Source organism: candidate division KSB1 bacterium (assembly GCA_034521575.1).
Taxonomy (GTDB): domain Bacteria; phylum Zhuqueibacterota; class Zhuqueibacteria; order Residuimicrobiales; family Krinioviventaceae; genus JAXHMJ01.
Genome location: JAXHMJ010000002.1, coordinates 566,572 through 590,451, shown reverse-complemented (window position 1 = coordinate 590,451; position 23,880 = coordinate 566,572). Strand labels below are relative to the sequence as shown.

Genomic DNA, 23,880 nt, shown 5'->3' with positions numbered 1-23,880 from the left:
AACTTGTACGAAGGAGATCCAAATGAGAGTTCCATTTCTGCACAAAAAATACAAGGTCATTATTATATCAAGTCTGTTGCTTTCAGGATTAATCTTCTCGGTAGTCGGCGAGCAATCTGAAACCAAAAACATAAAAACAGGACGCTGCTGGGCTGTGGTCAGTACAGCCGGGGACGGTGTTCAGGGCTCTGCAGCAAGCGGTTGGTTTCCCGCTGAGTTTAATGTGATTTCGTTCGGTGAGAATGACAGGTCACAAAACGGCGGCGCATCCGAAATTGGTATTATCCATAAAAATTACATGGACACAGCCGGTGAAACCTACGAATATGTTATGGCCGGGCCGTCTGATCAGCTGGGCAATATCCTGCTTGTTGAACCCTTTGAAAGCTATGTGCGTTACGGTCTGCCGGATAACAGTGTCAATAATCAAGCCATAGAAACACCGGAGCGCGGGCAGGTCGCGCCTGATAAAATGATCGGAACCTGTGAACACGTCCTGACTTCAGTTTTCGACTATGAGACCGGAATTCGCGCTGAACGAAAGGTGTTTGCCTGGAGTCAGCCCTTTCATGATAACTATATTGTAACAGAATTTATCTTTACCAATATAACGGATCAAATGGAAGGAGTCGCTGAACAAACCTTTGAGGATGTATGGTTCAGTCAGGCACAGGAAGATCCCGATCTGGCCTGGGGGCAAAACCCCGAACCGGAGAATGTCGGCGATGACAGTCCGGGCTGGATTCACTATTACGGCGGACGTCCCGATGATTCTTTACGCGTTTATTACCGTTTACATGCTGATGATCCGACCTCAGGCGGCGACAATATGGGCAACCCGGCCTTTGATCAGGAAGGCCGGCTCATGCGGCCCGGCGCATCCTTTTGGACATTCCTGCATGTATCCAAAGAACCCTACAGCGATCCGGCACAGGACGAGAATGATCCCTTGCAGCCCATCACGACGTATGTCGCAAAATCAGGTTTGATCGGCGGAGCAGGCGGCGACAATATTTTTGATCCGAACATGAATACGGTTAATGCCGCATTGGGAAAAATTGCCGATCAGAATCCCATGCCCGGAGCCCTTTCAGGCACTCATCATGAAATCAACAATGATGAAACCGGTCTGGCTGATTTTGGCGCGTTTTCCCAGTATGTATCCTCGGGACAGGGTGGCAATCGTCCGCGAATTCGTATCGGTCCCATAAAAGACTGGGAGCCTGGTGAAAGTGTCCGTTATGTGTATGCAGCCGGACACGCCTCCCTGGATCTGGCAAGGGTGAAAGAAATCGGCAAAAAATTCATTAGGGGTGAATTAGACCCTCCTCCGAATCTGCCGAATCCGACCACCGGATTTCTTCCGGAAAATTTTAAATTTCCGGAAGGTGCATCTCAGGCTGACATCAACAAGGATTTATGGTTGAGTACAGTGGTAGACTCTGTCCATAAGACAATATCACGCATCAAACACAATTATGAACATGACTGGCAGGCCCCTATGGCTCCCCCGCCTCCTTCGCTCAGTGTAAAAGGATTGGGCGGTGCGGCTCAACTTGAATGGGAGCGATCCGGAAGCCGAAGAGATGCCGAACTTTGCAGGCTATCGCATTATGCGTAGAAAATCCAATCTGGATACGGCATTGTTTCAAATCATCGAACACATACCACCGGAAGAGAAAGCGCCTGTTCACCAGTACGAAGACACATCAGTGCAATTCGGCGCTTCTTATTACTATACGATTCAGGCGGGTGTAAAAGTCGATAATGACAATCCAAATGCAACGCCAAAGAACAGTGAGCCTGTCCTATGGAGCGGTCGATCCTATTTACCGACTTCTCGTTTTATCGAGCCGCCCCGCGGCGGCAGTGAAACGCTGTCAGACATTATCATTGCGCCGAATCCATACAACGTCAATGACCCCAGAGTTCAGGCGCAAGGCTGGACGGATTATCGAGGTATTATCTTTTTTAACTTGCCGGCGACAGTCACCATAAAAATCTTTACAGAAGACGGTGATCTGATTAAAACCATTGAGCATGACAGTCCGCTTAAAATCGGTTCCCTGCGGTGGGATATGCTAACCGAAAGCCAGCAGGTCATCTCCAGCGGTGTTTATATCGCCACATTCAGCAAGCCTGACGGAGAAGTGGCCTTTCGCAAATTCGTCGTGGCTCGATAATGAATCAATGAGGAGATTTACATGATACGGAAAATTTTTACTTGTTTTGCATTGCTCCTGATTTTATCGCTGCTTGTATCTAATCCTGTACAGGCGCAGGTAGGAATAAAAAAACTGGGGCAGTCTACCATGAACTTTCTCAAAGTAAGCGTTTCCCCCAAAGCTGCGGGCATGGGCAATGCTTACACCTCTATCGGCGACGGCGAGAAAGTATCTTTTACAATCCCGCCGGACTGGCCGGTTTAGAAAGCAATTTTGATATATTCCTGGGGCAAACCCGGTGGATCGCTGATATCAATTACTCCGCCGGCGCAGCGGCAATGAATTTGGGCAACTTTGGAACTGTCGGCATCAGTGTTATCTCTGTGGACTATGGCGATATCCAGGGTGCTGATCTAATCTCTCTATCTGATCCCAAAGGTTATGTTGAAACCGGCAATGTGGACGTCGGGGCTTTTGCGTTTGGCCTGGCCTATGCGCGTCAAATCAGTGAGGAATTTTCCATGGGCGGCCTGGTTCAGTACGTCGGACAACAGCTCGGAGACACAAATGTATCAAACGGCACAGTCACCAATGCCCAGCAAAAACTGACTCTTAATTTCGGTATCAAGTATCTATCGACCTTTAAAAAGTTCCGTTTTGCCATGGCGCTTCGTAATTTTTCAACTCAAGTCAAATACGAAGAAATGGATACTGAATTGCCATTAATCTTCATGTTTGGGATCGGTATCGATATGCTGGATGTCATCAAACCGGGACACGGCGGTGATCCGCTGCTGGTGTCCGCCGAATTCCTGCACCCCAATAATTATACCGAACGTGTTAATATAGGCGCCGAGTATTCATTGATGGGACTCTTGACACTGAGAACCGGATATGAATTCAACCGCGATTTGGGTGGTTTGAGCGCCGGGATTGGAATCAAACAGGAACTGGCGGGAAAAGGACTGGAAATCAATTATTCTTATTCTACTTTTGACATGTTTAATAATGTCAACCGTTTCTCATTGAATTTTAATCTATAAATGTATCTATAACCGCATCCGGTCTCCAAAACGGGGCCGGATGCAATTGGACTGAAAGATGATAATTTTCAAACTTTTAATCATGGTTTTTCTCGCAGCTGTACCTGTTCATGCCGATCCGCTAGTTGCCGAAAAAGGAGAACTGTTGTATATGAATGCATTATCCCGGCCGTCCCTTGTTGAAAACTGGGTTATGGAAGGGCCCGGGAAATTGCGGTTCAAAGACGGCTGGATGCATATGTTTTCACCGGATGAATCCTATCATCACGTCTTTTGGTGTCCGCATAATTTTCCGGATCATTTCATCGCCGAATGGCAGGCGCAAAACATGGAGCCGGATGCGGGGTTGTGCATCATCTTTTTCGCCGCCAAAGGACTGAACGGGGAAGATATTCTCACAGGCGATCTTCCATCCCGCGACGGCACATTCGGAAATTACATCCGCGGTCCATTGAACTGCTACCATATTTCATATTACGCCAACACGCCCAAAAAACCGGACCGGGGTGATTCACATCTGCGGAAAAACAAGGGATTTCACCTCGTCGAGTCGGGAAAAGAAGGCATTCCGACTGAATCAACGGACATTCATACGATGCGCCTTGTGAAAAACGGCGCGCATATCGTGATGTATGTGGATGATCGTAAAATTATTGAATGGAAAGACCCAAAGGGAAAATATGGACCGCCTTTAAAAGACGGAAAAATCGGTTTCAGGCAAATGCAGTGGACACATTTTCGATATAGAAACTTTAGGGTCTGGTCAATAAAGAATAAATGACATTATATCAAGCAGCTCGAAACAAAGGCGTTCAGGTGATAAGATAATTATTTTCATGAATTTTTAGCACCATCGCTGATGGTAATTAAAAATATAGGATGCTATCCATTATGAACCATACTAAACCTTTAACACGCCGGGATTTTTTAAAAAACACCCAAAAAAGCTGCGGCCAGTTTACTGACTACGGTTGCTGCCCCCGGTTTGATTAATGCCAAGTCATCCCAACCGCCCAATGTGGTTTTTATTATCTGTGATCAGATGCGCGGAGATGCTATGAGCTGTATGAATAATCGAAATGCACACACACCCAATCTGGACCGCATGGCATCAAACGGTGTTCTTTTTGAAAACTATTTTTCCAATAATCCGGTATGCCAGCCCGCGCGTGTCACTCTGTTCAGCGGTTTGCATCCGCATCAACATGGGAAATTAACCAATAAATCCGGGAGAAAGAATCAGTGCAATCAAGGGATCATTGCTCGGATTCTTTCGTGAACGTGGTTACAAGCTCGGCTGGATTGGTAAAAACCATACCTTTCAGGATCATTGCTTACGAGAACTGGATGTATGGAACGAACGCGCCAGAGAATCGTTCCGGCGCTACAATGCCTATGTTCCGCCTTGTTGGCACAGTGACATGTATTTGGAAGAAGAGAAGCTGCATGGCACGATAACCACACAAAAAAGTATCGAGTTTATCAGACAAAAAAAAGATGAGCCGTTTTTTCTGCATATCAGTTATTTTGATCCACATCCCCCCTATTTTGCACCCTCGGCCTATACCAGCCGATACTGCTCGCAGGACATACACCTACCGCCTTCTGTGTTACCAAAACCAAGCGCCCGGTTAAACGATTACGCCAAAGCTTTGCATTACGATCAGCTTACAGATTCGGATTTAACCGAGACCCTGCGCTACTATTACGCCTCGGTGGAATGGGGCGTAGATTATCAAGTCGGGAGGGTATTAAAAACGCTACGGGATACCGGACTCGAAGACAATACCATTGTGTTGTTCATGTCCGATCATGGTGACTTTATGGGAGATTTCCGCATGGTGCGTAAAGGCATGTTTTTATATGATGCTTTACTGCATGCACCGCTCATATGGCATGCCCCTGGTTTAATAAAACAGGGGCAGCGGGTTGCAAATCTTGTTCAGGGTGTGGATATCTTTCCCACATTTCTGGATTTGATTGATAATAAAACCAATCCGAATATGCCGGGACGCTCCCTTGTGCCCTTTTTGCAGGGAAAATCCAAAGAGGAACCTGAATATACAATCTATGCATCAGCAGCTTACAGTGATCTAAAAGACGATTATTTTCAAAATCCAGAGCCACGGATTGACCTCGAGAGCGGTGATCCCTTTCATACAAGGATTTATCGCCGCACATGGAAGGCTGATCAACGAACAGCTATGGCTCGGACGAGAGACTGGAAATTGATCCTGAATGAAAGTCAACCCCCGGAATTGTACAACATGAACAGCGGATATTTAGAGACTGAAAATCTGGCTAAAAGTCCGGAATATACCAAAGTCCGCAAAACCCTTGAACAACGGATTAAAAACAACTGGGATTGGCGCTAAAACATTAATTTTGATACAGTTTTATTTTGTTTTTTTATGAATTATAATATCGATAAATAATGAAAAATTAGAGGTGATCATGTCAGTCTGCACAACACGTAGAAAATTTATAAAAAACGCAGCCCTCGGTTGTGCTGTCGGTCTAAGCGGCGTATCTATACATTGTAAAAAATCAGAAAAAAACAAGCCAAACATATTTTTATTCTTATCCGATGATCATGGACTTTTTGAAACCGGGTGCTATGGCAATGATACGGTCCAGACACCTCATATTGATCAACTTGCCAGCGAGGGACTGCGCTTCACGCGCATGTTCACAGCAGAAGCGATGTGTTCGCCAGCGCGCGCTATGCTTTACACAGGATTGTTCCCGCATCGCAATGGATTGCATCAAAATCACAGCAAAGCCAATGCGGATATTAAAAGTTTACCGCATTACCTGAAAACGTTGGGGTATCGGGTCATCCTGGCCGGAAAAATTCATGTAGAGCCCGCAAGCGTATTCCCCTTTGAATATATTGAGAAAGAAGAAACAGAGGAATATATTTCCGGAAATCATGATCAACCGTTTTGCCTGATCTATGCCACTAAAAATCCGCATGCCCCCTATTTTCCCGAGCCTCCACCAGAAGGCGGACATCATCCTGAAAAAATAAAAATACCTCCCTATCTGATTAACGCTCCGCATACCCGGGAAATGGTTGCGGCTTATTATAATAAAGTCAAAGATATGGATAAAGAGGTCGGACAGTGCCGGGAGCTGCTGCGAAAGCATAACCTGGAAGACAGGACTGTATTCATTTATGCAAGTGATAACGGCCCGGGCCTGCCCTTTGCCAAATGGACTTTATATGAAGCCGCATTGAACGTGCCGTTTGTCGTGAAATGGCCGGGCGTAACCCGTAAAAACACTGTCACAGATGCCATGTGCCAATTCACAGATGTTGTTCCCACTTTTATAGAGATGGCCGGAGGGAAAGTAACGGGCAATCTGGACGGTTCAAGCTTTCTTAAAGTGCTAAAAGGTAATACCAAAACTCATCGAGAATATGTTTACGGCACTCATACCAACGAAGGCATAAAGCAAGGCAGCAGGTATCCGATCCGTTCTGTTCGATCCTCGAGATATAAATATATTCTTAATTTGAATCCAAACCATACCTTTACAAACAATATCACAGAGGGTCACAGTCCGCGTCCCGGACTTGATGCGGATGAAGCCTGGTATGAATGGATGCGTCTGGCGGAAAACGACCAGGAGATTGCAGATCGTATGAACCATTATCAGCACAGACCGCCCGAAGAGCTGTATGATCTTGAAAATGATCCCTATGAGCAGAGTAATATCATCAATGATCCTGAACGACAACATGAATTAAAAACGCTCAGAAAAGAATTACGAGCATGGATGCTCCAACAGAAGGATCCCCTGCTTGTAGAATGGACAAACAATTCATAATTCTGAAAATATCAAACCGGAGTTCATTATGCGACGAAGAAAATTCTTGAAAACCTCAGCCGGATTGATTGCGATTGCAATGACTGACAATATCTGGTCGATCGAGTTGCCGGAATCCAAAACAAAATCCGTGAATTTTAAAACGTATAGAAAAGGCCGAACACTGGCGCCGGTGACCAAAGTCACTCCGGATGACGGTTTTTATATTCATACATTTTATGACGAATGTCCCTGGAGTCCCAATCAACGTTATCTGGTAGTCAGCAAACTTCCGTATCAGAAAAAAGAAACCGCAGTGGGGAGACACCGCGGATGTTTGCCTTATCGATCTGCACAACCGAACCATTCGAACAGTGTACACCACCAAAGCCTGGTCGTTTCAGATGGGCGCCAATGCGCAATGGGATAATGTCTCCAATCGTTATTTATACACCAATGACATTATTGACGGCAAACCGGTGTGTGTGCGTCTGGATCTGGAAACCAATACGGCAAAAGCATTTACGGGCCCCAAATATGATGTGGCGCCGGACGGTAAATCAGTAGCCGGCCCGGATTTGCGATATGTAAATATTACTCAATATGGATATGCCGTCCCCGACCCGCCAGACGGCGAACCCAACCAATTCAAAAAAGAGCAGATGGATTCCCAGGGTCTGTGGAAAACGGACCTGGTTCATAACAAAACCCGTCTTTTGGCCAGCATGAATGATTTTTATAACCATGCTGTGCCCGAGGATCGCAAGTTTTATAAAGACGGTGTCTATTATACATTCCATACCAAATACAATAGCAAAAGCACACGTATTATGCAGGTATTCCGGTGTTTGTTCAACGGTGAAGGCCGCCACGCCTCACTATTCACCCTTAATACAGATGGGAGCGATATTATTCAGTGTTTAACGCGCGAGCACTGGAATCAAAAAGCCCGTCTCGGCGGCGGCGGCAATCATCCCAACTGGCATCCGGATGGCGAACATATCATCATGAATACCATTCCGACCTGGCTGGGATACAAAGACATGATGCTGTCCATGTTCAAATACGATGGTTCTGATTTCAAAGTGCTCACAGACAGATTTATGGGCAGCGGTCACCCCAGCATTGAACCCCATTCACGATATGTGGTTACGGATGCGTATATGAAACAGACCTATGTGGTTAATAATAAAGAAATCCCGATCCGTTTGATTGACCTGGAAAAGGATGCTGAACACATTTTGTGCACCATATCCAACAATGTCGGCAATGAAGGAAAAATGTATTCGGATGAGGGCGGCAGTCAATTCAAACTGGACCCGCATCCCACCTGGAGTCGGGATTATAAAGCATTATGTATCAACGGCGCGCCAAAAGGTAAACGACAGGTTTTTCTCATTGATATTTCAGACGTCATATCGTAAAAATTATCACATAAAAAGCAACAGATCATTCATCTTTGCACCAGCTTGAAGTGATCTGTTGTTTCCTTTTTTAAGGTGAAAATATGAACTTTTTCGAATTGCATTTTAAAGAATTGACTATATTCATATTCCTATTTGTATGTTTTAATTTGGCATCCACCGCATCTGCGCAATCCGGTTGCGATATCATAACATTGCCTCAATCAAGTTCCATTCATCCAAAACAGCGACGGCTTGCTCAGCCCCGAAATGGCACAGAGGCTAAAACAAATCCGCCGGCACTGTTGTGGCCCTCTGACGAAAGTGATAATGTCCGTTATTCGGTTCGCCTCTCTAAACATCCCGACTTTACAGAGGCTCTGCTCAAAACCAACCTGTCCTGGGCCATGTTCAATCCGCACCGCCGATTGGACTCCGGTGCCTGGTATTGGCAATATAAAAGTATGCATTCCGGATCAGACGGCAGCTGGTCGGATGTTTTCTCTTTTATCATATCGGACTCGACTTTTGTATATGATACACCCTCCATTGAAGAATTTGTAAGCGCTTGCAAAAGCAAACATCCCAGAATACTCGTCAGCGCAGAGGCCCTGTCCGATTTCAGAATCCGGGTTCAGGATTCTGAAGAAGCGTCCATAATTATCAAACAAGCGGAGCAATACATCGGAACACCAATCCCGAAGGAACGCGACGGCATACCGTTAAAGCGCGGTGAGAATTATATGCAGAACCGTAAATTCGCCATGTGGGCGAGTAAAGGTCTTGCCTACAAAGTGCACGAACAAACAGACATGCTGGTCAAAGCTTATGTGTTAACCGGTTCTGAGGAATACGGTCTGGAAGCGATTCGCCGGGCCATAAATGTAGCGCACTGGAATCCCGAAGGCGTCACCAGTCATGAGGTCAATAACTTTGCCAATGCAGCCTGTCTGCATTTGATGGCGCTGGTGTATGATTCCTGTTATGATTTGCTTACCCGCGAACAAAAACAACTCGTCCAGGAAGTATTAATTCTGAGAATGCATCAGGAAATCGACGGCTTTATCAATAACCTGGAATCCAGGTCTTTTGCCGGACATAACTGGCAGCATATTATCGCCCAGTGTCTCGATGCCTGTATCGCGCTGGCTGGCGAAGATATTCCGGACGAAATACGGGAAATGGGACGTACACCGGACATATCACACTGGCTAACTTACCTCTATGAATTATGGGTGAATCGAGTGCCGACCCTGGGCGGTGATGACGGCGGCTGGGCGAATGGCAACTATTATTTCAGAACCAATTATCATACCCTCGTGCATGTACCGAAAATGCTGCAGCAATTGACAGGATTTGATTTCCTGGACATGCCCTGGTACCGCAATATTCCTTATTTTTTGATCTATACCTGGCCGCCGGGTTCCTATGCAGCCGGTTTCGGTGACGGACTGGACCGCATACAAACACCTCCTCTGGAGACAATCGCTTTTGCAGATATACTCAGCAGAGAGCTCCGGGATTCCTATGCATCCTGGTATGTTGAGCAATGTCTCAAACATACAGATCAATCTCTACTTGGAAATGATGAACTGCGCTGGTATCGTCTTTTATCGGCTAAAGAACCTCCTCCTCCGGTGAACGATTTCTCTCTGCCTTTAAGCCGTTGTTTTCCGGATATCGGTGTGGTGGCCATGCATCATGATATCGCTTCTGTGCCGGACAACTGTATGGTCACCCTCCGTTCAAGTCCCTATGCACAAACGCACGGACACATGCATGCCGATCAGAATGCTTTCAATTTGCTATACGGCGGAAAACCCATGTTCTACAGCAGTGGTTATTACATCACCATGGGGGATCCGCATACGGTTGATTGGTACCGGCAAACGCTCGCCAAAAACAGTGTAACCATCAACGGTCAGGGACAGCCCCGCAGCGGCGACAGCTTTGGCTGGATACCCCGGTTTTTAAATCAAACCCATATGAGTTACGCCGTCGGCGATGCTTCAAATGCATATCAAGGTACCGGACTGACCCGGTTTCGCCGTCACATTGTATTTTTACGACCGGATATTGTCGTCATTTATGATGTGTTAGAGGCGGATCATCACGCACACTGGCAATGGCATCTACACAGTTCGAACGACATATTGAAACATTCTCAAGACATTTTGACATCAGCCAATGAATACGGTCATGCAAAAGCAAAAGTACTGGGTTCGGTACCTTTGAATCTGTCGATTCATACAGATTTTAACCCAAAACCGGTAAACTGGAAACAAAGCCGGGATGATCAGGGTCATCTCATCACGCATGCAGATCAATATCATGTTTCAGCTGAAACAAACGAAAAAACAGAGACGATGCGATATCTTGCCATTATTCAGATATCAGATAAACATAAATCGCTGGATACATATTTGCACAAAAGCAATCAGTCGTTTCAAATTAATAACTGGACCATTCAGGCCGGTTTGAAAAGAGATGAAAAACCATTTTTGCAAATTACCAATATCGCGCAACGGACCGGACTGTCCTATAATTCATATCTAAAAATGCAAGGTAAGGTCATTCATGCCGGAAATAATGCGCAAACCGTTATGGTTGAATTTATTAACGATACACCTCGAATCCAATGCACATCGGATCAGCTTCCCAAGGCCGCTGAATATATGCTCAAGATAGAACAAAATACCAATTAATCATTCAACTCTTGATTTTGCAGGCAGGTCATGTCATTTCAATTAATGTCTCATAAATTAGCCTTTCTTTTTCTATTAATAATGATTTTTAATCATACTCCTGTATGCGCTTATAAATCACCTGATACATTGTCACATACTTTTGAAATCCGCTATTTCTCAAACGAAAAACGGGCTAATGGTATTACGGATTTTAAAGGTAAAACAGAGTTCTTTAATACAGACCAGAGGGTGGATTATCTGCGATTTTATTCTGAATTTGCCAAACAGTTTTTTAATGATCCGGATTTGGACAAACAGGTCATAAATGATTCAAAGATTCAAGGTGCGATTTCCGGATTAAAACCACAGCCGCAGCCCGTCATCAGACAACGGGTCAATTTACAGAAATGGAAATGGCTGGGTTATAAATCCGGACAGCGCCAAAAGGAACAGGAACAGCTTGGCCAATGGCGGGGAAAATCCGGAATTGTCATTGACAGTCTTTTACGAATAAAGGATACATACAAAGAACTATCTATACCTCTGGGGACCCAAACATGGCGATTTTTCATCAGGTTTCGCGTCAAACCCAACGCTCTGTCTTTAGTTACCATTAATTTAAAACAAGAAGAACAAACCGTATGCTCGTTCGGATTTGATCAAAGCGGTCATATTTACCATACAGACCGTCAAAAGAAAATTACCGATGCGGTTTATGATCCCGACACATGGTATACATTCAAGGCGGAGGTTGATCTGCATAACGCACATCGATACAATCTGTATATCAATGATGAATTAATTGCTGACTATGTTCCGCTCATGATTGAAACAGATTTCGTAAATACAATACAGATCGATATGCAGAAGGGAGCTTTTCTGGATGATCTTTGGGGTGTTGGATATGACATGTTGCATGAATCTTTTAGGCCCACGAAAATCAAACAAAGTCCAAACGTTCTGGACAAGGACCTTGCAGCATTACCCATGGCATCAGATGCTCAGAAAACGTATGAGAACAGACGACCTTTTTCCATAAAAACATTTCTTGATCAGGATTTTTCGGTACCGACGGATATCAAAGGCTGGCAAACGGCTGAATATAACGACAGCGCCTGGAAATCTACACAGCTACCGCACGTTCACGGCGGAGAGCGGTATGCCGGACAAGATTTATATCTGCGGAAGACTATAGAGATCGGGGACTTTGAACGCGCCGTGCTGAATAGTGAATCTCTTGATCCGGGCGGTGAGATCTGGGTGAACGGCCATATTGTCAAAAATGTTCGCAATCGGCGTCCACAAGCCATAGATGTGACACCTTATCTTGAGAAACACAGCGAGAATCTGATTGCCGTACGGGTTCCGGCCTTTGCTGTGCAGCGTCCTATGGGACATACACCTTATGATTTCAATATAGGCTGGTTCGCCGGCCGTATGCATGTTGATCTATTGTCAAAAAAACATATAAATGATGTGTTTGTACATACAACGGGCATAGACAATCCGGTGCATGCAAATACACGCATCAGTCTGGAGAACAGCAGCCGGCAGGCGTTTACCGGCAGCATTAAAGTCCAATTCAAGCCCTGGTTTCCTCAGAAAACCGGTGAGTGGAGCGGTGAAACGCAGCAATCGATTACTCTTTTGCCATGGGAAGAAAAATCAGTCACACTGGCATCTCTGATTAAAAACCCGCGTCTGTGGTCTGTACAAAATCCGAATCTGTACAAAGTCCATGTGATTCTTCAGAATCAACAAGGTACCCCCATTGATGATTATATCGTAACCACGGGGCTGCGCACCATCACCCAGAAAAACGGCAACTTGCAGATTAACGGCAACGACGAAATTCTGCGCGGCGCCCAGATCATGGGATATCGCGCCCCTCTTGACAAAGTGGCTGCCTGGAATCGTTGTGCACCTCTTGATTGGCTGGTTCGCGAAGCATTAATGATCAAAGCCATGGGCGGCAATATGATGCGCATACATGTGCACGCCTGGATGCATGCAGCCCGGAATATCAATGATCCCCGTTTGGCCGAAATCGGAGATCAGCTGGGTCTCATATTCATCTGGCCGACAACCGCCTGGGTGCGCACGGCGACAGACGGCTCTTCATTCGGGATTGATCTTGAAGGATATCCACAGTACATGCGTCAGGTTTACAATCATCCGTCCATTGCGATATGGGAAGTGAGCAACCATCTTCATGGATTTGCAGGTCATGATGTGGAAAAAGTCAATGACTATTTCACGCGCGTTTATGACACCCTCTATCCAGTTGATCCAAGCCGTTTAATCGCCCCCTCGGCCAATATGACGGAAGACTTTCCCTATGGCAATGACACGGGCACCCGGGACAAACAGGGGCGGTCGATTCAAGCTTGCACAGCATTCACCGCTCCGGGTATAACTCGAGGCAATATGAGCCAAATTACAGGAAAGGGAAATGAATGGTCTCTGCTGCGTAAATGGCCTCCGCCTGTTCAGAAAATTTTTTTAAACAGCACGGAGCGCGCTTATTTTGATTTCGAACATCAGGAATCCATCGGACAACCCAACTGGTCGCTGCGTAAAGGCAAGCCCTCCTATCACATACATTCTTATGAATGGTGGTATGATATCGGAAGCATTGGACGCAGACTGGAATTTGACGAATGGCAGGAAAGTCAGGCCTGGCAGGCATTCAGCGCCTATGAATCCATGCGCAAAGAACGGCTGCTGGGATATGACGGTTTTTCATGGTGTTGTCTGCACGGCGGCCCCAACACGGCCACCTATTGGAAACCGCTCATTGATTTTTACGGTCATGCCAAGTTATCTTTTTACATCAACCGTATGGCATTTCAGGATGTACTGGCAGGCAGCGATAATGTCGATATTGTTTACGGACCGGACGACACCCTCAAGCCGGTGATTATGAATGTGGGGAAAGCGGTTTCAGCGGATTTGAGCATTGTGCTTAAAAACAAGGAAAATAAAGTAATCTATCAAACCACCTATAAATCCATTCAGCTTCCTAAAGGACGAACCAAAGTTGAACTGAATAGCTTCAATCTTGAAGAACTTCAATATAACGGATTTTGCAGTATTGAATATATTGTGATAACAAAACAAGAATAACAGAGGAAAACAGGATGAATTCAGTTACCCGCCGACGATTTATCAAAAACAGTTTTATCTCGCTTGCAGCAGGCAGCGCAATTTTCAGTGCATCAAAAAACCTTTCTGCAGGTCAAAACCGAAAACCGAATATTGTTATCTTTTTAACCGATGATCAGGGCAGTGTCGATGTGAATTGCTATGGTGCAAGCGACCTGATCACACCGCATCTGGATGCGTTAGCTGAACGGGGCACGAGGTTTTCCCAGTTTTATGTTGCCTCTTCTATCTGCTCCCCCTCCCGCGCAGCACTCTTAACCGGACGTTTTCCGCAGCGGGCACAGCTGCCCGGAAATGCCATCGGCGGTGACGGCATGCCTTCAAAACAAATCACTATGGCGGAACTGTTCAAAGAACACGGTTACCGGACCGGCATATTTGGTAAATGGCATCTGGGAACCGCCCTGCCTTTGGGTCCCAATGAACAGGGATTTGATGAATTCCTGGGTCATAGAGAGGGCTGTATTGACAATTATTCACATTTTTATTACTGGCGCGGACCCAATCGACATGATCTGTGGCGGGACGAAACAGAAATCTGGGAAAACGGCACCTATTTCCCGGATATCTGCGTCCGCGAAGCGACTCGATTTATCAAGGAAAACCGGGTGCATCCGTTCTTCCTGTATGTACCCTTTAATGTGCCTCACTATCCCATGCAGGCAGAGCGAAAATACGTCGATATGTATGATCATATCAATGATCCCCAACGCAAACGCTATGCAGCATTTGTCAGTATGATCGACGACCGCATCGGCCAAATCCTGCAGGTTTTAAAAGAGCAAAACCTGTTTGAGGATACCCTTGTTCTGTTCATGAGCGATCATGGACATTCCGTTGAAGAACGGGCATTCGGCGGCGGCGGCAGCGCCGGACCCTATCGGGGCCATAAAAAAACCATGTGGGAAGGCGGACTGCGGGTACCATGTATCATATCCTGGCCCGGCCATATTCCGAAAAACAGTGTGCGGGATCAACTCGCCTGCAGCATTGACTGGCTGCCCACTCTGGCGGATTATGCCGGAATCGGAACGCCGGATTGGAAGGTTGACGGAAAAAGTCTTGTACCAATGATTAATGATAAAAACGCAAAATCGCCTCATAACGTCATGCACTGGATGCTCGGACCGCGCTGGGCTGTGCGCAAAGGTGTCTGGAAACTGGTTTTTGATCAGGAGCTGTTCCTGGCCAATCTGGACCGGGATATCTCCGAACAATATAATTATATCAACGAATATCCGGAAAAAGCGGAAATGCTTAAAAGCCTGCATCAGCAATGGGCGGAATCCGTTAGTGAACAATAAATTAAAGAGGCAAACATGTCAAAGACATACAACCGGCGAACATTTCTGAAACAAGCCGCCAAAGGAACAATTGCAGCCACGGCATTGACTCTAAATCGTTCGATAGCCAATGATAAAAACGCTGAGGATCGTCCGAATATTCTATTCATTCTCGTCGATGATATGGGCTGGTCGGATTTGAGCTGTTACGGCAGTGAAATCAAAACACCCCATATCGACAAGCTTGCAGAAGGCGGCCTACGTTTCACGCAGGCATACAATACGGCCAAATGTTTTCCTTCGCGTGCTTGTCTGCTCACCGGTGTTTACGCCCAGCAATGCGGTATGGATGAAACGCATGCCGAGATCAAAAATGCGGTTACCCTGGGAGAGGTTTTGAAAACTGCCGGATACAGGACCCTGGCTTCCGGCAAACATCATGGTGATGAGAATTTGTACAACAGAGGATTTGATCATTATTACGGACTGCGTGACGGCTGCTGCAATTTCTGGAATCCGGGTGAAAAACGTCCCGGAGAACCTGAACCCGCTCGGAAAAGAGTCCGGCACTGGTGTGATGATGAAAGACACTATTACCCCTATACTCCCGATGACAATAATTTTTACACGACCGATGCATTCACGGACAAAGCCCTAACCTGGCTGGAGGAACCTGAAACGCAGGAAAAACCATTCTTTTTATATCTCTCATACACAGCGCCGCATTATCCGCTGCATGCATGGCCCGAGGATATTGAAAAATACGAGGGTGTTTATGATTCCGGTTACCAGGCCATTCAAAAGGCACGCTATCAACGCCAGATCGACATGAACCTGATTGATCCGCAGAAAACTCCGCTGCCTGATTCACCATTTCCCAAATTATGGAATGAGGTAAAGGGACTGGAGCGTCAAAAGGAAATAAAGCGCATGCAGATTTACGCGGCGATGATGGACCGGGTTGATCAAAACATCGGTCGTATGCTTGACAAACTTGACAAACAGGGCAAACTTCTGAATACACTGGTTATCTTTGCTTCCGATAACGGCGCCTGTGCTGAAGAGCTGAATATTCCCGGAGTATCAAAAGACATTAACGATTTTGGAACAGTAGGCAGTTACGAATCCGTCGGACAGGACTGGGCCATAGTGCAGAATACTCCCTTGCGATTCTGGAAAACTTACACACATGAAGGCGGCATCTGCACACCGTTGATCGCCCACTGGCCGGGTCACATCAGAAAAGGCGGATTTTACAGGGAACCCGTGCATTTTATCGATATAATGCCAACACTGGTCGAAATAACCGGAGCAAAGTATCCTGATACCTTTAAAGGAACCAGGATCACTCCCATGCAGGGTTCAAGCCTGAAACCCGCCTTTCAAAATTGTCCCCTTGATCGAGAAAAACCGCTGTACTGGAAATGGAAACAAGGCGGTGGCATGCGTGAGGGAGATACCAAAGCCGTTTTTTATAACAAAGAATGGGAACTCTATCATATTGAATCGGATCGAAATGAAACAATCGATCTGGCTCAAATGCGACCCGATGAGCTCAAAGAGATGAAGAAACGTTGGCGGAGATGGTACAAATCTGTCAAAGACAGTGTCACATCCATGCCGTGAAAAGTTGAATGATAATAAAACAGGGAGATATCATGAAACGAGTTGACAGACGTGAATTTATTAAAAAAGCCGGTCTTTTCAGCGCATCTCTGCTGGCAGTCGGATGCACAAAAAAACAATCGGTCAAACAACCGAATATCGTTTTTATCATGGCGGATGATATGGGCTATGGTGATCCCGGATGTTATAATCCCGATTCAAAAATCCCCACACCTCACATTGACCGTCTGGCTGAACAGGGTATCAAATTCACCCGGGCGCATTCACCGGCATCGTTGTGCATTCCGGCACGCTATGGACTGCTCACCGGACGATATCCGTTTCGATCGGAAAAGGAAATTCAAGGCTACAGTCCTCCTGCGCTCATAGAACCGGGCCGAATGACCCTTGCATCCATACTCAAGAAAAACGACTATCGCACTGCCTGCATCGGCAAATGGCATCTCGGATTTGAAAACATTGAGAATTTCAATTATGATGAACCGTTGAACGGCGGCCCCTACGACCTTGGATTTGACGAATTTTTTCGGCATGCACGCTTCACTGGACATTCCGCCTTATTATTATATTCAGGACAACAAAGTGGTGCAGGCACCCACGGACAGCATTGCTGCCCATTATACAGAAGGCGTTACCCCGATCCAGGGTGAATTCTGGCGGGCCGGCAAAATCGCCCCTGATTTCAAGCATGAGGAAGTGTTGCCGAAATTCACACAAAAATCCATCGAGTTTTTGCATAAACAGAAAAAAGACCGGCCGTTTTTCCTGTATCTGGCTTTAGCAGCTCCGCATACGCCCTGGCTGCCTTCCGAATCGTTCCAGGGACAGAGCAGGGCGGGAATGTACGGCGATTTTACCGCACAGGTGGATGATAACGTGGGCAAAGTGCTCAAGGCCATCGATGACCTTGGATTGACTGACAATACGCTGGTATTTTTTGTCAGCGACAACGGTCCGGTTTGGTACAAACAGGACGAAAAAAAGTACGATCACCAATCAACGTCTTTTTTACGCGGCATGAAAGCGGATGATTTTGAAGGAGGACACCGCATGCCGTTCATCGCCCGCTGGCCCGGACATATCCCGGCTGGAAAGACGACGGATGAAGTCATCTGTTTTACGGATATGCTGGCTACGTTCGCTGCTGTTGCCGGTGATACCCTGCCCCCGGATGCCGGTGAGGACAGCTATAATATTCTTCCGGTGCTGTTGGACAAGAGTTATCCAAAGCCCCTGCGCGAGGCGACTGTCATCGGCAAAGATGTTATCATCAAGGGACAATGGAAACTCATCATTGGTTCCGGTTACGGCGGCATTTCAACACGCTACTCGCCTGAACTGCAGGCCAAAAGCAAACGCGAAGAAAACAGCGGTAAACTGTTCAATATTGTAAATGATCCGTCCGAAACCCGGAATTTGTATGATGAATACCCGGATATTGTCAAACAAATGAAACAACTTTTGCAAACCTACAAGCAACAAGGAAAAAGTGTAACCCGATAGAAAAAGGAGTAACATGCATCGAAGACAATTTTTAAAAATGAGCAGCGCAGCTGCTGTATCAACACTGCTGCTCTCACAATGTGCAACTACTCAACGCCCCAATATTGTTTTTATCATGGTGGATGATTTTGGATACGAATCCCTGAGCTGCAATGGCAGTATATCTTATCAAACTCCACATATTGATCAACTTGCAGAAACCGGGGTGCGCTTTGAACATGCTCATTCGACACCGCTATGCACCCCGACGCGGGTGCAGGTGATGACGGGACAGTACAATTTCCGCAATTATACGGAATTCGGTTCGCTGCCGCCGGGAGAATTCACATTCGGTCACCTGTTTCAGCAGGCCGGATACAAAACCTGTGTTGCCGGCAAATGGCAGCGTCGCCGGCAAAATAGAGGACACAAAATATCGGGGAGAGGGAACATTGCCAAAAGATGCGGGTTTTGACGAACACTGTCTCTGGCAGGTTCAACACAAAGGATCGCGCTATTGGGATCCAACGATCATCGAAAACGGGGTATTGCACGAGAAGCTCCAGGGAGAGTTCGGTCCGGATGTGTTTACAGACTATATTACGGATTTCATCACACGACATCAATCCGATCCGTTTTTCGTCTATTATCCCATGGCATTGACCCATAATCCATTCGTACCCACGCCGCAGCAGAATCCGACCGATACGGAAAAGAATTCGGACGATCCCTCTCATTTTAAATATTTCGTCGAATACACCGATAGTCTGGTCGGACGTATTGTCGAAACATTGGATCGCTTAAACCTGCGGGAAAACACCCTGATTGTGTTCACCGGTGACAATGGCACCAAAAACACCGTGACGAGCCGTATGCCGGACAAGAGCATACGCGGCGATAAAGGCAATCCAACCGTCTATGGCACGCATGTACCTCTGGTTATAAACTGGCACAACGTGATCGCTCCGAATCAAGTCAATGAAAATCTGATTGATTTTACTGATTTTTTCGTGACCTTTGCCGAAGCAGCGGGTATTGAGCCGCCTGCGGATTTGCCGCTGGACGGCCTGAGTTTTCTGCCACAGCTTTTGGGAAAACCCTGTGAAACCCGGGAGTGGGTGTTCTGCCATTATGAACCCCGCTGGTCGCGATGGAAACCGGCTAGATTCGTACACAACAAAACGTGGAAGCTTTACGGCGACGGTCGGATATTTAATATCAAAAATGATCCTCTCGAAGAAAACCACAAGAATTATGAGGATCTGGATACAGCGACAAAACGAACCATCGATACATTCAAAAACGTCCTGAAAACTATGAAAGGAGCAAAATGATATGAATACAAGACGTCAATTCCTGAAAAACATGACCGGCGCTGCGGCAGCATTCATCGCAGCTCCATCCCTGCTGTCCAAATCCGGCAAACAGTCCCCGAATTTTATCTTTATTTTAACAGACGATCAGGGCTGGACCGGAACCTCTGCGCGCATGCATCCGATACGCCCGGATGCGGTCAGTGATTATTATATGACCCCCAATATCAAAAAACTGGCTCAACAGGGCATGCGTTTTTCCAATGGCTATAGTCCTTCCGCCTTGTGCTGCCCCACCCGCCGCAGTCTGCAGTTCGGACACACACCGGTGCGCCAGGGTGATGACGAGAGGTTTGCCAAAAACTATCCACCGGGAAATGACCGGTTAACCATCCCCCGTCTTTTGAAATCCATTGATTCCCGTTACCGGGCCGCTCATTTCGGCAAATGGGACCACCGCACTGAGCTGGTGCCGCAGGATATCGGCTATGACGACAGCGACGGCAATACCCGCAACACGCACGGCAGTATCGGATCTCCTTATACGAAAGAAACCAAATGGAAAAAATGGGTGCAATACTGGACCCTGAATGATCCCAAACGCATCGACACAATCACCACACGCGCCAATGATTTTATGGAACGCCAGGTGCGGGAAAATCGGCCCTTTTATCTGCAGCTGTCCCATTATGCGGTGCATGTGGCCATGCAATGCAAAGAAGAAACTCTGATAAAAAATGCGGATCGCCCCCTCGGCAACCGCCACCGCAATATCCCGTTTGCCGCCATGACCGAAGATCTGGATACGGGCGTCGGTCATCTCCTGAAAAAAGTGGAAGAACTGGGCATTACCGACAATACCTATATCATCTATATGGCCGATAACGGTGCTGTAGGCTGGTTTCCGCCCACAGCTGTCAACAAACTGTCGCATCATGACGATGTCAATGTGCCCAGTGAAAATTTCCCCTTGCGCAGCGGCAAATGGACATTGTTTGAAGGCGGCATCCGGGTGCCGTTCATTGTCAAAGGTCCCGGCATTGCACAAGGCTCTTTCAGCAGCGAACCGGTGGTAGGATATGATATTCTGCCGACCATCGCTGAGCTGGCCGGATATCGAAAAAAACTGCCGGATGATCTGGACGGTGTTTCCTTTAAATCATTGCTGGATAACAAAGGCAAGGGCGAACTGGAACGTACCCATGGCCTGGTGTTTCACCGTTTTGCGGATTATTATTTGCATACCGCCATCCGGGACGGCCGCTACAAGTTGATTAAATTTTGGAACATGAAGGGACATTACCAGGATACGCCCTTTTGGAAAAAGGGAAAACGGGTTCTGTTATTTGATTTGGACAATGATCTGAGTGAAAACCAGGACCTGTCCGATTCCATGCCGGAAAAAACCCGCGAGCTTGAAGAAAAATTAATGAATTATTTACAATCGGTAGATGCCGAGGTGTTGAAAAAATTTGGATGAATCAAAGAGGAAAACAATGGTATTGAAAATGAATCACCATTCTAGTCTACACTATACCTTTATTTTGTGTATAGCAATTCTGTATATTTTGGGCATGAACCCTTTATCGGCAAAAGACCCGGTCGATCTGGTTGATCCGTTTGTGGATTCAGCCAATTCCCGCTGGTTCTTTTTCTCATCCGCCTGCCGCCCCTTTGGCATGGTCAATCTCAGCCCGGATAATCTGGTTGAGGGCGCCTGGGGTAGCGGATATCGGTATAATGTCGACCATATTAAAGGATTCAGTCATATCCATGCGTGGCAGCTGGCAGGAATTTCCGTACTACCGGTTGTGGGCGATGTAGACCCGCGTCAGGGACCGCAAGTCTATGGTTCATCCTTTGCACATGAGCGGGAGAAAGCGACGCCGGGTTATCATCTGGTGCATCTGTCCGATTACAATATCAAAGCGGAATTGACATCAACAACCCGTGTGGGAATGCATCGTTATACCTTTCCAAAGGACAAACCGGCCAAAGTCATCCTCAATCTCGGCCGCCAGCTGGGTCCGGCAGAAATGATTGACGGCCAGGCTATCAGGATCAGTGACACAGAACTGGAAGGATATACCGTCAATGGTCCAACCATACGCCGTCCCAAATCCTGTCCTGTTTATTTTGTCATGCAGTTCAATCAACCGATAAAATCCCTGGACGCCTGGCAGCGTGACACGTGGTATACAAATATACAGGATGTATCAGGCGACAGCTGCGGAGCTTTGGTTCAATTTGGAATTCTGAACAAACCCCTGTTGGTCAAGGTCGGCATTTCTTATGTCAGTATCGAACAGGCGCGTTTGAATCTGAATAGTGAACTGCCGCACTGGGACTTTGACCAGGTAAGGCAGGAATCGCGTGATGAATGGAACCGCTGGCTGAGCAAAATCGAGATTCAAGGCAGCAGCCACAAACAGCAAACGCGATTTTACACCGATCTCTGGCATGCCCTGCAGGGCCGGCGCATCATCAGCGACGTGAACGGCAAATACAGTGACATGACCGGACCGGAACAAAGAATCCGCCAGATCCCGCTGGATGAGAACGGCGAGCCGAAATTCAATCATTACAATTCGGATTCATTCTGGGGCGCTCAATGGACTCTGAATACATTATGGCATCTGGTTTATCCTCGCGTAACGGAAGAATTTTGCAATTCCATGCTCATGATGTACAAAGACGGCGGATTGATACCGCGCGGTCCTTCCGGCGGCAATTACACCTATGTGATGACCGGCGCCTCGTCCACCCCGTTTTTTGTCAGCGCCTGGATGAAAGGGATCCGCGGCTTTGACATCAAAACCGCCTATGAAGGATTGCGTAAAAACCATTTACCGGGCGGCTTGATGAGCAAAGTCGGTTATGAACATGATACATTTATCGGCGGTGGTATAGAGGACTATATCGAAAAAGGCTATGTCCCCTATCCCCTAAATGAACAGCGCTGGGGATTTCACCAGGACGGCGCCGGACAGACACTGGAATATGCCTATCAGGACTGGACCCTGTCACAATTGGCAGCCGAGCTGGGTAAAGAGGATGATGCAGCCCTGTTTCAAAAACGGGCGGAACATTATAAACATCTATACGATCCTTATACCGACTGGATGCGGCCGAAAAACCGGGACGGCTCCTGGCTGATTCCGTTCGATCCGTTACAATATGATGACGGCTGGGTTGAAGCCACGGCCGCACAATTCACGTATTTTGTGCCGCATGATGTCAAAGGCCTGATTAAACTGATGGATACCCGGGAAGCGTTTACGGACAAACTCAATACCGCCTTTGAAAAAGACACACAGCATAATTTTGTATCCGTTAAAACCCGCGATAAAGAAGAAACAACAAGGAACCGACGACGCTATATCAATTACGGCAATCAGCCGTCCATGCAGCTGGCCTTTCTTTTCAATTATTCCGGGGCTCCGTGGCTGACGCAGTACTGGTCCCGGCAGGTCATTGACCGCGTGTACAGTGATGTAACACCGCAAAAGGGGTACAGCGGTGATGAGGATCAGGGATTGATGGGAGCATTAAATGTGTTGATGAAAATCGGTTTGTTTGAAATGCGCGGCGGCGCGGCACGTGAGCCGGTTTATGAAATCGGCAGCCCCATCTTTGACCAAATCACCATCCATCTTGATGAACGCTATTATCCGGGAAAAACATTTGTGATAAGAACAAAAAATAACAGCAGAGAAAACCTGTACATTCAATCCGCAGAATTGAACGACCAGTCCCTGAACAAACCCTGGTTTTATCATAAAGATCTGGTCAAGGGCGGTGAATTGGAATTAACCCTGGGAGCCGAGCCCAATACAAACTGGGGCAGCGGTCTTGACAACGCACCGCCGTCCATGTCAGATGAAACAGAACAGTAAAAAG

The 23,880-nt window shown here is 46.8% G+C and carries 20 protein-coding genes; all 20 read left to right on the top strand.

The window, feature by feature from the left end; translation table 11 throughout:
- Positions 1-22: 22 nt before the first annotated feature.
- The 20 genes from U5R06_05445 to U5R06_05350 all read left to right on the top strand — a co-directional run bounded on the left by U5R06_05445 (position 23) and on the right by U5R06_05350 (position 23,876).
- Positions 23-1,621, top strand: a complete 1,599-nt coding sequence (locus U5R06_05445; GenBank protein MDZ7722274.1) for a hypothetical protein — start codon at positions 23-25, stop codon at positions 1,619-1,621.
- A complete protein-coding gene (locus U5R06_05440; GenBank protein ID MDZ7722273.1) occupies positions 1,614-2,183 on the top strand; it encodes a hypothetical protein in 570 nt (189 codons plus the stop codon). The genes U5R06_05445 and U5R06_05440 overlap by 8 nt, the downstream gene beginning before the upstream one ends.
- A gap of 21 nt (positions 2,184-2,204) precedes the next feature.
- On the top strand, positions 2,205-2,429 hold the full coding sequence (locus U5R06_05435; protein MDZ7722272.1) for a hypothetical protein: 225 nt from the start codon (positions 2,205-2,207) through the stop codon (positions 2,427-2,429).
- Positions 2,396-3,208 carry a PorV/PorQ family protein gene (locus U5R06_05430; GenBank protein MDZ7722271.1) on the top strand — a complete coding sequence of 271 codons (813 nt, stop codon included), beginning with the start codon at positions 2,396-2,398 and terminating at the stop codon, positions 3,206-3,208. The genes U5R06_05435 and U5R06_05430 overlap by 34 nt, the downstream gene beginning before the upstream one ends.
- Positions 3,209-3,266: 58 nt before the next feature.
- A complete protein-coding gene (locus tag U5R06_05425) occupies positions 3,267-3,989 on the top strand; it encodes a DUF1961 family protein (GenBank protein ID MDZ7722270.1) in 723 nt (240 codons plus the stop codon).
- 237 nt (positions 3,990-4,226) lie between these two features.
- Positions 4,227-4,487: a sulfatase-like hydrolase/transferase gene (locus U5R06_05420; protein MDZ7722269.1), complete on the top strand. Its 261-nt coding sequence runs from the start codon at positions 4,227-4,229 to the stop codon at positions 4,485-4,487.
- Positions 4,468-5,583, top strand: a complete 1,116-nt coding sequence (locus tag U5R06_05415) for a sulfatase-like hydrolase/transferase (GenBank protein ID MDZ7722268.1) — start codon at positions 4,468-4,470, stop codon at positions 5,581-5,583. Before U5R06_05420 ends, U5R06_05415 begins: the two co-directional genes overlap by 20 nt.
- Before the next feature lie 79 nt (positions 5,584-5,662).
- Positions 5,663-7,042, top strand: a complete 1,380-nt coding sequence (locus U5R06_05410) for a sulfatase (GenBank protein MDZ7722267.1) — start codon at positions 5,663-5,665, stop codon at positions 7,040-7,042.
- A 28-nt stretch (positions 7,043-7,070) separates the two neighbouring features.
- On the top strand, positions 7,071-7,451 hold the full coding sequence (locus U5R06_05405) for a hypothetical protein (protein ID MDZ7722266.1): 381 nt from the start codon (positions 7,071-7,073) through the stop codon (positions 7,449-7,451).
- Positions 7,396-8,445, top strand: a complete 1,050-nt coding sequence (locus tag U5R06_05400) for a hypothetical protein (protein MDZ7722265.1) — start codon at positions 7,396-7,398, stop codon at positions 8,443-8,445. Before U5R06_05405 ends, U5R06_05400 begins: the two co-directional genes overlap by 56 nt.
- A gap of 83 nt (positions 8,446-8,528) precedes the next feature.
- The gene (locus U5R06_05395; GenBank protein MDZ7722264.1) at positions 8,529-11,129 is read left to right on the top strand and encodes a DUF4962 domain-containing protein; all 2,601 of its coding nucleotides are present in this window, start codon (positions 8,529-8,531) and stop codon (positions 11,127-11,129) included.
- Between the two features lie 129 nt (positions 11,130-11,258).
- Positions 11,259-14,237 (top strand): glycosyl hydrolase family 2, encoded by a 2,979-nt coding sequence (locus tag U5R06_05390; GenBank protein ID MDZ7722263.1) that lies wholly within the window; start codon positions 11,259-11,261, stop codon positions 14,235-14,237.
- A gap of 14 nt (positions 14,238-14,251) precedes the next feature.
- Positions 14,252-15,580, top strand: coding sequence for a sulfatase-like hydrolase/transferase (locus tag U5R06_05385; protein ID MDZ7722262.1), 1,329 nt, complete (start codon positions 14,252-14,254; stop codon positions 15,578-15,580).
- Between the two features lie 15 nt (positions 15,581-15,595).
- Positions 15,596-17,185: an arylsulfatase gene (locus tag U5R06_05380; protein ID MDZ7722261.1), complete on the top strand. Its 1,590-nt coding sequence runs from the start codon at positions 15,596-15,598 to the stop codon at positions 17,183-17,185.
- A 32-nt stretch (positions 17,186-17,217) separates the two neighbouring features.
- Positions 17,218-17,835, top strand: a complete 618-nt coding sequence (locus tag U5R06_05375) for a sulfatase-like hydrolase/transferase (protein ID MDZ7722260.1) — start codon at positions 17,218-17,220, stop codon at positions 17,833-17,835.
- A complete protein-coding gene (locus U5R06_05370; protein MDZ7722259.1) occupies positions 17,717-18,688 on the top strand; it encodes a sulfatase-like hydrolase/transferase in 972 nt (323 codons plus the stop codon). The genes U5R06_05375 and U5R06_05370 overlap by 119 nt, the downstream gene beginning before the upstream one ends.
- Positions 18,689-18,701: 13 nt before the next feature.
- Positions 18,702-19,142 (top strand): sulfatase-like hydrolase/transferase, encoded by a 441-nt coding sequence (locus U5R06_05365; GenBank protein MDZ7722258.1) that lies wholly within the window; start codon positions 18,702-18,704, stop codon positions 19,140-19,142.
- Positions 19,120-20,001: a sulfatase-like hydrolase/transferase gene (locus tag U5R06_05360; protein MDZ7722257.1), complete on the top strand. Its 882-nt coding sequence runs from the start codon at positions 19,120-19,122 to the stop codon at positions 19,999-20,001. Before U5R06_05365 ends, U5R06_05360 begins: the two co-directional genes overlap by 23 nt.
- A 1-nt stretch (position 20,002) precedes the next feature.
- The gene (locus U5R06_05355; GenBank protein ID MDZ7722256.1) at positions 20,003-21,460 is read left to right on the top strand and encodes a sulfatase; all 1,458 of its coding nucleotides are present in this window, start codon (positions 20,003-20,005) and stop codon (positions 21,458-21,460) included.
- Positions 21,461-21,488: 28 nt separating this feature from the next.
- A complete protein-coding gene (locus U5R06_05350; GenBank protein MDZ7722255.1) occupies positions 21,489-23,876 on the top strand; it encodes a GH92 family glycosyl hydrolase in 2,388 nt (795 codons plus the stop codon).
- Positions 23,877-23,880: the final 4 nt, after the last annotated feature.